The following is a 13,943-nucleotide window of genomic DNA, read 5'->3' on the forward strand; positions in this document are numbered from 1 at the left end:
TTTTCTAAAAACAACAATTTCAATATCGATCGGCAATGTCCACTAGAATAGTGGACATATGAAACATCTGATTAGTGCGCCGGTCGCCAGCTTCACCGATTTGCTGCTCGACGCCGTGTGCATGGTCGATGTGAACGGGCGCTTTGTCTTTGTCAGCGCCGCCTGCGAACGTATCTTCGGCTACACCCAGGAAGAAATGATCGGCATGGTCATGCTCGACCTGGTCGCGCCCGCCGACCGTCAGCGCACCATCGCGGCGGCGCAGGCCATCATGAACGGCCATGCCCAGGTCCACTTTGAGAACCGCTACACCAGGAAAGACGGGCGACTCGCGCACATCATGTGGTCGGCCCGCTGGTCCGCCACCGACCAGCTGCGCGTGGCGGTGGCGCGCGATATCACGACGCTGAAACAGACGCAGGCGAAGCAGGCGGCGCTGTACGCCATCTCCGAGGCGGCGCATGCGACCGAGGAACTGCCGGCCCTGCTCCAGCGCATCCACCAGATCGTGCGCGAACTGCTGCCCGCCTGCGGCTTGACAGTCTCCCTGCGCGACGAGCACGGCCAGCACTTGCACCATGCGCAGCAGGGGCTGGACGGCACGCCGGCAACGCACGCCGCGCTGGCGGGCCTGCTGTGCGAAGAAGTACAGCACAGCGGCCGCGCCTTGCTGATCGAGCCGGACCAGCTGGCCGGCTTGCCGCCCGCCTTGCAGGCTGCCGCTGCCGACCTGCTGGAGTACTGGCTCGCCGTCCCGCTGCAGTCGTCGCGCGGCATCATCGGCGTGCTGGTATTGCAAAGCGGCCAGGGAGCTGCCACAGGCAACGAACACGAGCTCGATTTGCTGCAATTCGTCGCCAAGCAACTTGCCATCGCCATCGAGCGCAAGCAACTGCAGAGCCGCATGCACTTCATGGCCATGCACGATGAACTGACCCGCCTGCCGAATCGGCGCCTGTTCCATGACCGCCTGCAGACGGCGTTTGCGCGTGCCCAACGCCATGATGGCCGGCTGTCGCTGCTGTTTCTTGACCTGAACCGCTTCAAATTAATCAATGACCACTACGGCCATGCCTGCGGCGACCTGCTGCTGCAGGCCGTGGCGGGCCGGATCAGGGCTTGCCTGCGCGAGACCGATACCCTGGCCCGCCTGGGCGGCGATGAATTCGTCGTGCTATTGGAAAACAATCCGCTGTCGGTCGATGTGATGCTGATCGAACGGAAAATCCACGCGGCGCTGGCCACCCCGCTACGGCTTGGCGATGGCCGCCGCCTGCGCATCAGCGTCAGCATCGGCGTCGCGCACTACCCGGACGACGGCGATACCATGCAGCTGCTGCTACGCCATGCGGACCGGGCCATGTACGCATCGAAGGCGGGCGCCACCGAGCGCTAGCAGGTGCCTGCTTCTGGCGACAATGCCCCTATGCTATACTTTCCGGCGATGCTAAGACTCTTCAAAACATGGCTGATCCTGCTGTTGATCACGGCGATGCCGCTGCAAGCGGGCGCTGCGGGTGCCACGCGAGCGTGCGCGCCGCTCGCTGCCTTGCCTGACGCCATGATGGCAGCGAACTGCCAGCATCACGATGCGCAGTCATCCGCCGTCCACCACAGTGCCGGCACGCAAGAAGAAAACAAGACCCCTGCCAAGCACCCGGCGTGCGGCGCCTGTTCCAGCTTTTGCCTGGGCGCACTGATGCCGCCCTGCCTTTCCCTGCCTGCCGCAGCCTGCACCGGCGCGCAACAAGTCACCATCGCAACGGCCACCATGCTGACAGGATTCATTCCTGACGGCCCGCGCCGGCCGCCGCGGCCGCTTTCCGCTTAAAGTCCAAGCTCGTCCCAAGCAGGCCACCCGTGTGGCCACGATAGCCCTACTCCGTCTGAAAGCAACACATGATCAAACATTTCTTATTGCGCGGCGCCTGCGCCGCCATGCTGGGCCTGCCCCTGCTCGCCACGGCCGCCGGCCCCGTCATCGACGTCTACAAAAGCGCTTCGTGCGGCTGCTGCACCGCATGGGTCAAGCACCTGGAAGCGAACGGTTTTACCGTGCGCGCCAGGAACGTCGAGATGCCGGCGCAATATCGCCAGCGCGCCGGCATACCCGACCAGTTCGGCTCCTGCCACACGGGCATCGTCAACGGCTACGCCATCGAAGGCCACGTGCCCGCCAGCGACATCAAGCGCCTGCTGCGTGAGAAACCCCAGGCGAAAGGCCTGGCCGTGCCGGCCATGCCCATGGGCTCGCCAGGCATGGAAGGACCGCGCAACGATCCCTACGACGTGTTCCTGGTGAAAACCAATGGCACTACGGTCTACCAGCACTACAAATAAAGGCACGGAACAATAAAAAACGCCGCCGGGATTGCTCCCGGCGGCGTTTTTTTGTCAGGCAGTAAAGAACTTACTGCCTCTCAAGACTGCATCAGATGCTGTCGAGCACCGCATTCAGGCTGGCGCTAGGACGCATCACCGCTTCCGTCTTCGCCGGATCAGGCAGGTAGTAGCCGCCGATATCCGTTTCCTTGCCTTGTACTGCTTTCAGCTCGGCAACGATCTTTTCTTCGTTGTCGGCCAGGGCTTTGGCCACTGGCGCGAAGTGCGCCGCCAGTTCCGCATCGTCCTTTTGCACTGCCAGGGCTTGCGCCCAGTACATGGCCAGGTAGAAATGGCTGCCGCGGTTGTCGAGCTCACCGGTACGTGGCGATGGCGACTTGTTGTTGTCCAGCAGCTTGCCGGTGGCTTCATCCAGGGTTTTCGCGAGGATTTTGGCCTTCGCATTGCCCGTCTTGATGCCCATGTCTTCCAGCGACACGGCCAGGGCCAGGAATTCACCCAGCGAATCCCAGCGCAAATGGTTTTCTTCCACCAGTTGCTTGACGTGTTTCGGTGCCGAACCGCCGGCGCCCGTTTCGTACATGCCGCCACCGGCCATCAACGGCACGATCGACAGCATCTTGGCGGACGTGCCCAGTTCCAGGATCGGGAACAAATCGGTCAGGTAGTCGCGCAGGATGTTGCCGGTCACCGAGATGGTGTCCAGGCCGCGGAAGGCGCGTTCCAGCGTGTAGCGCATGGCGCGCGTCTGCGACATGATCTGGATTTCCAGGCCGCTCGTGTCGTGCTCCTTCAGGTAAACCTGTACCTTCTTGATGACTTCGTTCTCGTGCGGACGGTAGGAATCGAGCCAGAACACGGCAGGCATGCCCGAGTTGCGCGCACGCGTCACGGCCAGCTTGACCCAGTCGCGGATCGGCGCGTCCTTGACCTGGCACATGCGCCAGATATCGCCCTCTTCGACCGTTTGCGTCAGCAGCACTTCGCCCGTTTCCAGGTCGGTGATGTTGGCGGTACCGCCTTCAGGCACTTCAAAGGTCTTGTCGTGCGAACCGTATTCTTCCGCTTGCTGCGCCATCAGGCCCACGTTCGGCACGGTGCCCATGGTCTTCGGATCGAAGTTGCCATGCCATTTGCAGAAACCGATCATTTCCTGGTAGATACGCGCGAAAGTCGATTCCGGCATGACTGCCTTGACGTCTTTCGGACGGCCGTCGGCGCCCCACATCTTGCCGCCGATACGGATCATGGCGGGCATGGACGCGTCGACGATGATGTCGTTCGGCGAATGGAAGTTGGTGATGCCCTTGGCCGAATCGACCATGGCCAGTTCCGGACGATTCGCGTGGCAGGCGTGCAAATCTTTCAGCACTTCATCTTTTTGCGACGCTGGCAGGGTTTCGATCTTGTCATACAGGTTGCTCATGCCATTGTTGACATTCACGCCCAGCTTGTCGAACAGTTCGGCGTGCTTGGCGAACGCGTCCTTGTAGAAAATGCGCACGCAGTGGCCGAAGACGATCGGGTGCGAGACCTTCATCATGGTCGCCTTGACGTGCAGCGAGAACATCACACCCGTCTTGAAGGCGTCGTCGATTTCCTTCTCGTAGAACTCCAGCAGCGCTTTCTTGCTCATGAACATGCTGTCGATGATTTCGCCCGCTTTCAGCGCAACCTTCGGTTTCAGCACGATGGTCTTGCCCGAGGCGGTGACCAGTTCCATTTTGACATCGCGCGCCTTTTCCAGGGTCAGCGATTTTTCGCCATGGTAGAAGTCGCCATGATGCATGTGCGAGACGTGGGTTTGCGACGCCTGGCTCCACTCGCCCATCGAGTGCGGGTGCTTGCGTGCATACTCTTTGACAGCCTTCGGTGCGCGGCGGTCGGAATTGCCTTCACGCAGGACCGGATTGACCGAGCTGCCGATGCACTTGCCGTAACGGGCCTTCAAGGCTTTTTCTTCTTCCGTCTTCGCGTCTTCCGGATAGTCCGGCAGCTTGTAGCCACGGCCTTGCAATTCGCGCACGCAAGCGATCAATTGACCTTGGGAAGCGCTGACGTTCGGCAATTTGATGATGTTGGTGTCTGGACTCTGGGTCAATTTGCCCAGTTCAGCCAGGGTATTCGGGACTTTTTGCGCGTCCGTCAGGAATTCGGGAAATTCGGCCAGTACACGCGACGCCACCGAAATATCCGTGGCGACGATATCCACGCCAGCCGGCGCGGTGAATTTTTTGATAATTGGCAGCAGGGAATACGTCGCGAGCAGCGGCGCCTCGTCAGTCAGCGTGTAGATGATTTTGGATTTTTGTGTTGCCATGTTCATTCCCTTGTATGCGGTGATGCCTGGTGGTTAACTTTCTTCATTCCAAACACAGGACGGTTAGCCTTGCTTTGGACGGCTAGTGTGCCGGCGGTGACGCCGTGCTTGCCCACCACGTATTTTAGACTGTCCTGCCGCTGTTTGTGTATCCGATGGCGACGAATCTTATATAAGACAGCAAATATCTGATGGCGCCGGGCCCGAACGGCCATTTTCCGCCTTGAAATGGGCGCTGGAGAATAGCGCGGCATGTATGCGGCCACGGAGAATCATTCGATATTGACAATATCCAAGTGGGAGCGACGTCACGTCCGCCCGTTCCTGGCGATGCTGCGCACTGCTGATCCACAAAACCCGGCACCCGGCGCGACGGTGCGCGCGCATGCCTGCCGGGCCTCTCCCCACTTCCCCGCAAATCTTCAACCGGCTTGATATCGATTAAACCCGCTGATTAAAACGGCCATACGATGAGCAGGCTTTCTCTTTTTATTCATCCATTGTTTGTCTTTTCTCAACTGAAAGGTATTTCAAATGAAACCTGTTATGCGGAAAATCAAGTCAATGCGGCAACAATTGGGACAGGGCATGACGGAATATATCGTCATCGTGGCGCTGATTGCCGTTGCCGCCATCGGCGTCTACCAGCTGTTCGGCGCCACCATACGCAACCAGACGGCAGGCATCGCCATGGAGGTCTCGGGCAAGAACGGCACGGCCGCCAAGGACACGGCGAAGAACAGCCTGTCCACCTACGGCGACCAGGCCAATCATTCGTCATTGCCACATCGAAGTGGAGGGGCATGAGGCGGTCGCGCTGTTTGGCGCAAACAACCAGTTGGTCGACAATACCATTATCATCAAGCGCGCAAGGCCAATCCCTGCCCCACCCCGCCAGCCACCGGCCCACCTGAATATCGGCTCTTACTACCCGCAATACGCTGCCATATGGATACGCGATGCGCCAGGTTTAATCATCCGGGGCAACAAAATCACCATCGAGGGGCTGTTCAACGCCAAAGAGGCGATTATGCTCATCAACAGCCCCAACGTCATTATCGACAACAACGAGGTCACCGGCGCCGACAAGCTCTACACGACACTCGACGCGCAGACTTCGGTGCATGCGCGCAACAACCGCAAGCGGTTCGGCACGTGGCCTGAGAATTGAGGCCTGCATCATGAGTCTCCGCGCGCGCTTCAGACTATCGAGCAGGCCAAGCGTATCCAGCACGGAATTGTCGGCGCATGGCCGTATGACACTGGCCCCGCTGGCCAACGGCGCCACCGACTACACTTGTTCCAGCATCACACCTGGCAATCTCAAGCGCGCATTCACCTATGATGTCGCCGGCAGCATCGTGCGCCAGACCGTCACCACCTGGCGCTACGCGGGCACGCACCTGGTCGCCATCGATCATCCGCAACAAGCCGAGCGCTACAGCCATGAGGCACAGGGACGGCTGCCAAGCCAGTATGCCGACCAGGAAACGGGCTTGTACTACAACGACCAGCGCTATTACGACCCGGCCCAGGGCCGTTACCTGACGCCCGACCCGCTGGGCCTGCGCGCCGGCACCAACAGCTATGCCTATGTCGCGGGCAATCCGCTCAAGTATGTCGATCCGAACGGGCTGATCCTGTTTGCGTTTGATGGGACGGGCAATAGCGAACATCCGAAGCCGGACAGTTCGATTTCCAATGTGCTGAAGTTCTACGAGGTCTATGACGAAATTCAAAATGGAAAGAAATTCTATATCACCGGCATCGGCACCACCAACCAGGATATGCCCTACGCCGGCAGCGCCATTACAGGCGAAGGCTTCGACCAGCGCGTGAGCCTGGGATTGAAATTTCTCAACGACTACATCAAAGAACGCGCGAACACCGGGCTACTGGATATTGACGTGGTGGGTTTTAGCCGTGGTGCAGCCGAGGCACGCTTTTTTCTCAATGTCGTTGCCGACAACCTCAAGAAAAATGACGGCGCCTATGTCATCAATGGCAAGAGCCGCTGCCTGAACCTGCGCTTCGAAGGCTTGTGGGATACCGTGCCGCATCTCGGCATACTCCATGAAGATGAAAAACAATACTTCTTTTCAGTACCGGCCGCCGTCAAATACGCGGTGCACGCCGTGGCGCTGAACGAACACCGGGGCGGCGGGGATGACTTCGATCTGCGCTCCATCATGGACAGGCCCGGCCAGACCAGTTCGGCGAACCGCCTCGAAAAGGCGTTCATCGGCAGCCATTCCGACATCGGCGGCGGCTTCGGCACCGGCGACCTGTCCGATGTGGCGCTGATGTGGATGGTTGAACAGGCCAAGGGACAGGGAATCGCGATTGACGAAACAAAGCTAGAAAAAAATGGATGGGACATCATCACCAACCCCATCTTGCATGACCGGAGCGGCAACAGATTCTCTGACGGCGATGCCACTTTCACACGATACGTTACTTACGAAAATGGCCAGGAAGTTCTGCAGACGAACGCGGTCTTCGATGGCAAGCGGACCTCCGACACCACTGGAGTTATCAACTTATTCCCCGATGCTTACAAGTGCGGCACGATGACCAATCCCGATATCGGCCTGGTGGACATGAACAAGTACAAGCTCTGGCTGGCCGGTTATGGCTTAAGCATGACCACCGCCCCTATCATCAACACTTCCTGCAAGGCGCCATCATGAAAACATATCTGCTCCAGGCAATTTGCTTCCTGGCGGCCATCGCCCTCTGCACAGCCTGTGCCGCACCTCGCTCACAGCAAGGCCCCGGCATGATCGTGACGTTCAGCAACGGCCTCAAAGGAAAAGAGGTCGACGTGCTGCGCGCGCGAACCGCGAACAGCATATTTTTTCCGACCCCTGACTCACTTGCTCCCGACAAAAATCCGATGACCGGCGGAGCCACCATGGGCGCCGCGCCGGATGGCCGCGAACTGCCTGAATGGGTGGAATTCGAATGGCAGGTATCGGCTGATTTCGAGCGCGATTATGAAGAAATCATTGCCGCGCTGGATGCTCATGTTGCCGCCTGCAGCGAACTGGAACCAGCCAGAGTAAAAATGGCCCAATTCCTGCTGGAATCGGTCATGAGCAAGGAGAAGTTGCAAGACATAGACTGCATCCGCAAGACCGAGATCTACAAGAAATACTTCGAGATAGAATACGGCATACTCAGGACAAGCAGCACCGAAGTCAGGCAACGCCTCTGCCAGCAAGAGCTCAGTGACCGCAAGCCTGCGGATCAGTAAATGAGATTGCGATACGACCAGCAATAAAAAAGCCGACGTCATGATGAGTCGGCTTTAATATAAATACTTGATTGCATTGCGAATTCTTGGTGGGAAGTGCAAGTTTCGAACTTGCGACCCCTGCAGTGTGAATGCAGTGCTCTACCCCTGAGCTAACCTCCCGAAGCGAGGCGAATTATCGCATAGGTGTTGCGGCATCTGCAAGGGCTGGCGACAGGAAATTTAGCATGCCACGCTTTTTTTCTCAGGCGGCCGCTGGTGGCGCCAGGACGGCGGTCCAGATGCACTGGCCTTTGGCGGCCTTGTCGAGGCCGGCGATGGTGGCTTCGTGGGCGGCGAGCTCGTCGGCCGTGGCACTCTGGAAGATGACTTCGGCCAGAGGGACGATTTCCAGGGCGGCGCCATCGGCAGCCACTTCCACTTCTTCTTCCATGCTCAGGCTGTTCTGGCCACGCGTCATGGCCAGGTAGACGTCGGCCAGCAATTCCGAGTCGAGCAGCGCGCCGTGCAGCTTGCGGTGGGCGTTCGAGACGCCGTAGCGGTCGCACAGGGCGTCGAGCGAGTTGCGTTTACCCGGATGCATTTCCTTCGCCTGCACCAGGGTGTCGATCACGCCATGCACTTGCTCATGCACGGGCGGCAGGTTCAGGCGCTTGAATTCCGCGTTGAGGAAGCCGATATCGAACGGGGCGTTGTGGATAATCAATTCGGCGCCGGCGATAAACGTGCGGAATTCTTCCGCGATTTCCGCGAATTTCGGCTTATCGCTAAGGAATTCCGTCGTCAATCCGTGGACGGCCAGCGCGCCCTCTTCCGAGTCGCGCTCGGGATTGATGTAATGGTGGAAATTATTCCCCGTCAACATGCGGTTGTTCAATTCGACCGCCCCGATCTCCAGGATGCGGTCGCCCGTGCGCGGGTTCAGGCCGGTGGTTTCAGTATCGAGAACAATTTGACGCATGGCGGATTCATTCGTAAAAGCAAAAAGCGAAGGGCACAGTATAGCAAACCTGTGTGCTGCAATCGCACCCAGACATGTTCGAACGCCCAACAAAACCGTAGCGAGCGGCAGTGATTTGTGGCCGAGAAGCGCAACCGTACTCTAGTACGATGAGCATCACAGGCCGCAAAGCGCGACGCGCAGTAGGTTTGGTTGGGTGTTCTTAGACGCGCACGGTTTCCACGCCCAGGTTTGCCAGTTCATCAGCCCGCTCGTTGCCCGGATGGCCATTGTGGCCACGCACCCAGCGCCATTCCACTTCATGGACGGCCTGGGCCGTATCGAGGGCCTGCCACAGGTCGACGTTTTTCACGGGTGCCTTGGCCGCCGTTTTCCAGCCGCGCGCCTTCCAGCCGTGGATCCATTCGCTGATGCCCTTCTGCACGTACTGGCTATCGGTATACAACACCACCTGGCACGGACGTTTGAGCGCCGTCAAGGCTTCGATCACGGCCTTCAATTCCATGCGATTATTCGTCGTATTGAGTTCCCCGCCGTAAATTTCTTTCTTGGCGCCATCGGCCACCATCAGTGCGCCCCAGCCGCCCGTGCCGGGATTGCCCTTGCATGCGCCATCGGCGTAAATCTCAACCTTATCCATCTTGCTGTTCCCGCCTTTTATTCGTGACCGGTGCGCCTGCGGGCGCCGTCGCCGGTTTCTTGGTCCACGCCGGACCGATCAAACGCATCCCTTTGACGCGCTTGATCGCCTGCACTATATACACTGCGCCCAGATATGGCCACCAGCGCGCACCGGCCTTGTCCATGAAGGCGTTGCGACGCAGCCATTTTTCTGTCTTGCAAGCAGGTGCGTAGCAGCCGAAGTGGCTTTGGCTGACGCCCATGTTCAGCAATTTTAACCAGTCTTTCATGCGCGGCATAGAGATCAGCTCGCCCGCCCGCGGCAGGTAGTGGCGTCCCGTGACTCTTCCGATGCCCTGGCGCATGCCCCACAGGCTGGCCGGATTGAAGCCGCAGACGATCACGCGCCCCTCGGGGATCAGCACGCGCTCGACTTCGCGCAAGACCTGGTGCGGCTCGGCGGCAAATTCGAGTACGTGCGGCAAGACCACCAGGTCCAGGCTTTGCGAGTCGAACGGCAGCTCGTCGAAGGCTGACACCAGGGTCAAACGGTTCTCTTGCGGCGGGCGCGACGGCAGGCGCGCATCGAGCAGCCATTTGTTCGGCATGCGGCTGGCCGCCAGCGCGTCAAGCTGGGGCAAGCCGATCTGCACGGCGTTGTAACCGAAGATGTCGACGGTCAGGCTGTCGAGGCATTGCTGCTCCCAGGCGCGCACGTAGAGACCGGCCGGCGTCTGCAGCCAGCCGTCAAGCGCTATAATGGATTTTTCGGATGCCACACTGTCCATTCAGTTTTCTCTTTTGCTCATGACACATTCCCCTGAACACGCTTTATCGGTACTTGCCGTGCCCGCCTTTGCCGACAACTACCTGTGGCTGATCCATGACGGCCGCCACGCCGCCGTGGTCGACCCTGGCGATGCCATGGCCATCCTCGATGCGCTGCAAGCACATCAGCTGACCCTGTCCGCCATTTTACTCACGCACCACCACGCCGACCACACGGGGGGCGTACCTGAATTGTTGCAGCATTTCGCCGTGCCCGTCTTCGGCCCGCGCAATGAGGCTATCACAACCATCACGCAAGCGCTTGGTGAAGGCGATGTCGCCTATGTGCCGGAGCTCGGTTTACAGATGACAGTCATCGACGTGCCCGGCCATACCAAGGGGCATATCGCCTATGTGCGCCAGCGCTCGGAGCAAGGCGATGCACCATGGCTGTTCTCCGGCGACACCCTGTTTGCCGGCGGCTGCGGCCGCCTGTTCGAAGGCACGCCGGGCCAGATGGCCGACTCGCTGGGCAAGCTGGCCGCCCTGCCCGACGATACCGAGGTATTTTGCGCGCATGAGTATACCTTGTCCAATCTGCGCTTCGCCAACGCCGTCGAACCGGGCAACGCGACCTTGCAGGAACGCATCGCCATCGACACGGAAAAGCGCCAGCAGGGTTTGTCCACCGTGCCGTCGACCATTGCCCTTGAGAAGGCCACGAACCCCTTCCTGCGCTACCGCGAACCGGCCATCTTGACCAGCCTGAAGGTGGAAGGCAAACTGGCCAGCGACGCTTCGCCCGTGGAAGCATTTGCCGCACTACGTATGTGGAAAAACAACTTTTAAGCTTCTGTTTCTAAAAAGAAAATCCCGGCGACACCATCAGGCATCGCCGGGATTTTTTTATCGATCTATTTGATCAGGATCAGATTTCTTCGTACAGCGGCAAGGTCAGGAACTCGGCGAACGATTCCGACGTCGACATTTCCTCGAAAATCTGGCCCGCGCGCACATAGGTCGGACCGTTGCCACCTGGCGCATCGCGCTGCACCTTGGCCAGTTCTTCCGGAATCATGGCGCGCACCATGTCGGCCGTGACCTTGCGGCCATCTTCCAGCACGCCCTTGCTGGAACGAATCCATTGCCACACTTGCGAGCGGCTGATCTCGGCCGTGGCCGCATCTTCCATCAGGTTATGGATAGGCACGCAACCGTTGCCAGCCAGCCAGCTGCCCAGGTAATGGATACCCACGTTGATGTTGTAGCGCAAGCCCGCTTCCGTGATCGGCGCTTCCGGCTGGAAGTTCAGCAAATCCGACGCTTTCACGTCGATGTCGGGACGCTGCTTCTCGATCTGGTTCGGTTTGTCGCCCAGCACTTTCGTGAACTCGCCCATGGCCAGTTCCACCAGGCCAGGATGGGCAACCCAGCCGCCATCGTAGCCATCGGTGGCGTCGCGCGCCTTGTCGTTGCGCACGCCGCCCATGGCGATGTCGTTCTTTTCCGGATCGTTCTTGATCGGGATCAAGGCTGCCATGCCGCCAATGGCGGGTGCGCCCCGCTTGTGGCAGGTTTTCAGCAGCAGCAAGGCGTAGGCGCGCATGAACGGCGCCGTCATGGTGACCTTCGCGCGGTCGGCCAGGCAAAAATCCTTGTCCAGCTTGAATTTCTTGATGCACGAGAAGATGTAATCCCAGCGGCCCGCGTTCAAGCCCGAGCTGTGTTCTTTCAGTTCGTACAGGATTTCATCCATTTCAAACGCGGCCAGGATGGTTTCGATCAGCACGGTGGCCTTGATCGTGCCTTGTGGCAAGCCCAGCTCGTTTTGCGTCATGACGAAGATATCGTTCCACAGGCGCGCTTCCAGGTGCGATTCCATCTTCGGCAGGTAAAAGTAGGGACCGGCGCCGCGTGCCAGCTGTTCCTTGGCGTTATGGAACATGAACAGGGCGAAATCGAAAATGCCGCCGGAAATGCGCTTGCCGTCGACCAGCACGTGCTTTTCATCGAGGTGCCAGCCGCGCGGGCGCACAACCAAGGTGGCGATCTTGTCGTTCAGCTTGTACGACTTGCCATTTTGCTCCAGCGAAATCGTCTTGCGCACGGCGTCGAACATATTGATCTGGCCCGTCAGCTGGTTATCCCAGTTCGGCGTGTTCGAATCTTCGAAGTCAGTCATGTAGCTGTCCGCGCCGGAATTGAAGGCGTTGATGACCATCTTGCGCTCGACGGGGCCGGTGATTTCCACGCGGCGGCATTCCAGCGCCTTCGGAATCGGCGCGATCTTCCAGTCGCCATCGCGGATATGCGCGGTTTCTGGCAGGAAATCAGGACGCTCGCCCGCGTCGAGGCGCTTGGCGCGTTCCACGCGCACGGCCAGCAACTCCTGGCGGCGCGGCTCGAATGCACGCGTCAGCTTGGCCACCAGCGCCAGCGCTGCCGGCGTCAGGATCTGTTCGTAGCCGGGCTGGATTTCACCCGTGATTTGCATGCCTTCGGGAAGTGTGATCGTGTTCTGCGTCATGAAGTTCTCCGGTTTTTAATAAATATAAGCAAAGGTAATCTGATGATCCAAGTATAAGCTGAATGACTGCGCGGACAAGCGGGACAAAGGCGTAAAAACACTCTGCCGGGCGGCGCATTTGTTCTATAGTATTGCACTATAAGGCATGGAAACGAGATTAAAAATCACTTCATCTATGCGTTTTTATCACAAGTGACAAGATAGCGAGCACAGCATATGGGCCAGTTCAGACAAATATCGACCTTCGTGGAAGTGGTCGCCAAGGGCAGCCTGTCGGCGGCCGCGCGCGCGGAAGGTATCGCCCCGGCCATGATAGGCCGGCGCCTCGATGCGCTGGAGCAGCGCCTGGGCGTCAAATTACTGCAGCGCACGACGCGCAAGCTGGCCTTGACGAATGAAGGCGCCGCCTTCCTGGAAGATTGCCAGCGCATCCTGGGAGAATTGGAAGAGGCGGAAGCGGCCGTGGCCGAACGCAGCGTGAAGGCCAGCGGCCATTTGCTCATTTCCGCACCAGCCGGCTTCGGGCGCCAGCACGTGGCGCCCCTGATCCCCTCGTTTGTCGCCGAGCACCGCGACGTGACGGTGTCGCTGAACCTGAACGACCGCCTCGTCGACCTGATCGGCGAAGGCATCGACGTGGCCATCCGCATCGCCAGCCTGTCCGATTCCTCGCTGGTGAGTACGAAACTGGCCGACAACCAGCGCGTGCTGGTCGGTTCGCCCGCCTACTTGAAACGGGCGGGCACACCGCGCATCCCGGCCGACCTGGCGAAACATAATTGCCTGGCGATCAGCAGCGAAGGCAGCCAGCGCGGCTGGACCTTCCGCGAAAACGGCAAGAATGTCATTTTGAAGGTGGCCGGCAATATGGTGTGCAACGATGGCGAAGTGCTGCACGACTGGGCGCTGGCCGGCAAGGGGCTGGCGTGGCGCTCGATGTGGGAGGTCGGTGCGGAAATCGCCTCGGGCCAGCTGGTGACGGTGCTGGACCAGTTCGCCGCACCGGGCAATGATATTTATGCCGTGTTCGCCCAGCGCCGCCACTTGCCACTGCGCATACGGGCGTTTGTAGATTTTTTAAGGCATAGCTATTCGCAACCAGATTACTGGCGTGAAAGAGCAATCTAGATAGCGCCCAAGCCTAGAC

The 13,943-nt window shown here is 59.3% G+C and carries 14 protein-coding genes and 1 tRNA gene; 9 read left to right on the forward strand and 6 right to left on the reverse strand.

Annotated elements, in window-relative coordinates:
- Positions 1-58: 58 nt before the first annotated feature.
- From O0882_RS10205 to O0882_RS10215, 3 genes are all read left to right on the forward strand, one after another.
- Positions 59-1,396: a diguanylate cyclase gene (locus O0882_RS10205; RefSeq protein ID WP_289947585.1), complete on the forward strand. Its 1,338-nt coding sequence runs from the start codon at positions 59-61 to the stop codon at positions 1,394-1,396.
- A 48-nt stretch (positions 1,397-1,444) separates the two neighbouring features.
- Positions 1,445-1,831, forward strand: a complete 387-nt coding sequence (locus O0882_RS10210; protein WP_289947586.1) for a hypothetical protein — start codon at positions 1,445-1,447, stop codon at positions 1,829-1,831.
- Between the two features lie 68 nt (positions 1,832-1,899).
- A complete protein-coding gene (locus O0882_RS10215) occupies positions 1,900-2,340 on the forward strand; it encodes a DUF411 domain-containing protein (protein WP_289947589.1) in 441 nt (146 codons plus the stop codon).
- 91 nt (positions 2,341-2,431) lie between these two features.
- On the opposite strand, the gene O0882_RS10220 is transcribed toward O0882_RS10215, so the two are convergent.
- Positions 2,432-4,663 (reverse strand): NADP-dependent isocitrate dehydrogenase, encoded by a 2,232-nt coding sequence (locus tag O0882_RS10220; RefSeq protein WP_289947591.1) that lies wholly within the window; start codon positions 4,661-4,663, stop codon positions 2,432-2,434.
- A 534-nt stretch (positions 4,664-5,197) separates the two neighbouring features.
- Between O0882_RS10220 and O0882_RS10225 the strand changes: the two genes are divergently transcribed.
- From O0882_RS10225 to O0882_RS10240, 4 genes are all read left to right on the forward strand, one after another.
- On the forward strand, positions 5,198-5,470 hold the full coding sequence (locus O0882_RS10225; protein ID WP_289947592.1) for a pilus assembly protein: 273 nt from the start codon (positions 5,198-5,200) through the stop codon (positions 5,468-5,470).
- Between the two features lie 31 nt (positions 5,471-5,501).
- Positions 5,502-5,834: a hypothetical protein gene (locus O0882_RS10230; protein WP_289947595.1), complete on the forward strand. Its 333-nt coding sequence runs from the start codon at positions 5,502-5,504 to the stop codon at positions 5,832-5,834.
- Positions 5,835-5,919: 85 nt separating this feature from the next.
- Positions 5,920-7,353 carry a DUF2235 domain-containing protein gene (locus tag O0882_RS10235; protein WP_289947597.1) on the forward strand — a complete coding sequence of 478 codons (1,434 nt, stop codon included), beginning with the start codon at positions 5,920-5,922 and terminating at the stop codon, positions 7,351-7,353.
- Complete coding sequence (locus O0882_RS10240; protein WP_289947599.1) at positions 7,350-7,919, forward strand: hypothetical protein; 570 nt, start codon at positions 7,350-7,352, stop codon at positions 7,917-7,919. Before O0882_RS10235 ends, O0882_RS10240 begins: the two co-directional genes overlap by 4 nt.
- An 87-nt stretch (positions 7,920-8,006) precedes the next feature.
- Here the strand turns inward: O0882_RS10240 and O0882_RS10245 are convergent.
- The 4 genes from O0882_RS10245 to O0882_RS10260 form a co-directional block, all read right to left on the reverse strand.
- A tRNA-Val gene (locus tag O0882_RS10245) sits at positions 8,007-8,081 on the reverse strand.
- A gap of 82 nt (positions 8,082-8,163) precedes the next feature.
- Positions 8,164-8,880, reverse strand: a complete 717-nt coding sequence (gene dnaQ, locus O0882_RS10250) for a DNA polymerase III subunit epsilon (RefSeq protein ID WP_071076882.1) — start codon at positions 8,878-8,880, stop codon at positions 8,164-8,166.
- Positions 8,881-9,082: 202 nt separating this feature from the next.
- On the reverse strand, positions 9,083-9,520 hold the full coding sequence (gene rnhA / locus O0882_RS10255) for a ribonuclease HI (protein ID WP_289947601.1): 438 nt from the start codon (positions 9,518-9,520) through the stop codon (positions 9,083-9,085).
- On the reverse strand, positions 9,513-10,289 hold the full coding sequence (locus tag O0882_RS10260) for a class I SAM-dependent methyltransferase (protein WP_289947603.1): 777 nt from the start codon (positions 10,287-10,289) through the stop codon (positions 9,513-9,515). The genes rnhA and O0882_RS10260 overlap by 8 nt, the downstream gene beginning before the upstream one ends.
- Positions 10,290-10,308: 19 nt before the next feature.
- Between O0882_RS10260 and gloB the strand changes: the two genes are divergently transcribed.
- A complete protein-coding gene (gene gloB / locus O0882_RS10265) occupies positions 10,309-11,118 on the forward strand; it encodes a hydroxyacylglutathione hydrolase (RefSeq protein WP_289947605.1) in 810 nt (269 codons plus the stop codon).
- 79 nt (positions 11,119-11,197) lie between these two features.
- On the opposite strand, the gene aceB is transcribed toward gloB, so the two are convergent.
- Positions 11,198-12,796 carry a malate synthase A gene (aceB, locus tag O0882_RS10270; RefSeq protein ID WP_219136727.1) on the reverse strand — a complete coding sequence of 533 codons (1,599 nt, stop codon included), beginning with the start codon at positions 12,794-12,796 and terminating at the stop codon, positions 11,198-11,200.
- Between the two features lie 216 nt (positions 12,797-13,012).
- Between aceB and O0882_RS10275 the strand changes: the two genes are divergently transcribed.
- Complete coding sequence (locus O0882_RS10275; RefSeq protein WP_035819455.1) at positions 13,013-13,924, forward strand: LysR family transcriptional regulator; 912 nt, start codon at positions 13,013-13,015, stop codon at positions 13,922-13,924.
- The last annotated feature ends 19 nt before the right edge of the window (positions 13,925-13,943 follow it).

The organism is Janthinobacterium sp. SUN073 (assembly GCF_030397665.1).
GTDB lineage: Bacteria > Pseudomonadota > Gammaproteobacteria > Burkholderiales > Burkholderiaceae_D > Janthinobacterium.

Excerpts from the sequence above, each read along its gene's own strand:
- O0882_RS10240 (WP_289947599.1), top strand. The coding sequence starts at position 7,350 with ATGAAAACATATCTGCTCCAGGCAATTTGCTTCCTGGCGGCCATCGCC.
- O0882_RS10275 (WP_035819455.1), top strand. The coding sequence starts at position 13,013 with ATGGGCCAGTTCAGACAAATATCGACCTTCGTGGAAGTGGTCGCCAAG.
- O0882_RS10210 (WP_289947586.1), top strand. The coding sequence starts at position 1,445 with ATGCTAAGACTCTTCAAAACATGGCTGATCCTGCTGTTGATCACGGCG.
- aceB (WP_219136727.1), bottom strand. The coding sequence starts at position 12,796 with ATGACGCAGAACACGATCACACTTCCCGAAGGCATGCAAATCACGGGT.
- O0882_RS10220 (WP_289947591.1), bottom strand. The coding sequence starts at position 4,663 with ATGGCAACACAAAAATCCAAAATCATCTACACGCTGACTGACGAGGCG.
- dnaQ (WP_071076882.1), bottom strand. The coding sequence starts at position 8,880 with ATGCGTCAAATTGTTCTCGATACTGAAACCACCGGCCTGAACCCGCGC.
- rnhA (WP_289947601.1), bottom strand. The coding sequence starts at position 9,520 with ATGGATAAGGTTGAGATTTACGCCGATGGCGCATGCAAGGGCAATCCC.
- O0882_RS10215 (WP_289947589.1), top strand. The coding sequence starts at position 1,900 with ATGATCAAACATTTCTTATTGCGCGGCGCCTGCGCCGCCATGCTGGGC.
- O0882_RS10225 (WP_289947592.1), top strand. The coding sequence starts at position 5,198 with ATGAAACCTGTTATGCGGAAAATCAAGTCAATGCGGCAACAATTGGGA.
- O0882_RS10235 (WP_289947597.1), top strand. The coding sequence starts at position 5,920 with ATGACACTGGCCCCGCTGGCCAACGGCGCCACCGACTACACTTGTTCC.
- O0882_RS10260 (WP_289947603.1), bottom strand. The coding sequence starts at position 10,289 with ATGGACAGTGTGGCATCCGAAAAATCCATTATAGCGCTTGACGGCTGG.
- gloB (WP_289947605.1), top strand. The coding sequence starts at position 10,309 with ATGACACATTCCCCTGAACACGCTTTATCGGTACTTGCCGTGCCCGCC.
- O0882_RS10205 (WP_289947585.1), top strand. The coding sequence starts at position 59 with ATGAAACATCTGATTAGTGCGCCGGTCGCCAGCTTCACCGATTTGCTG.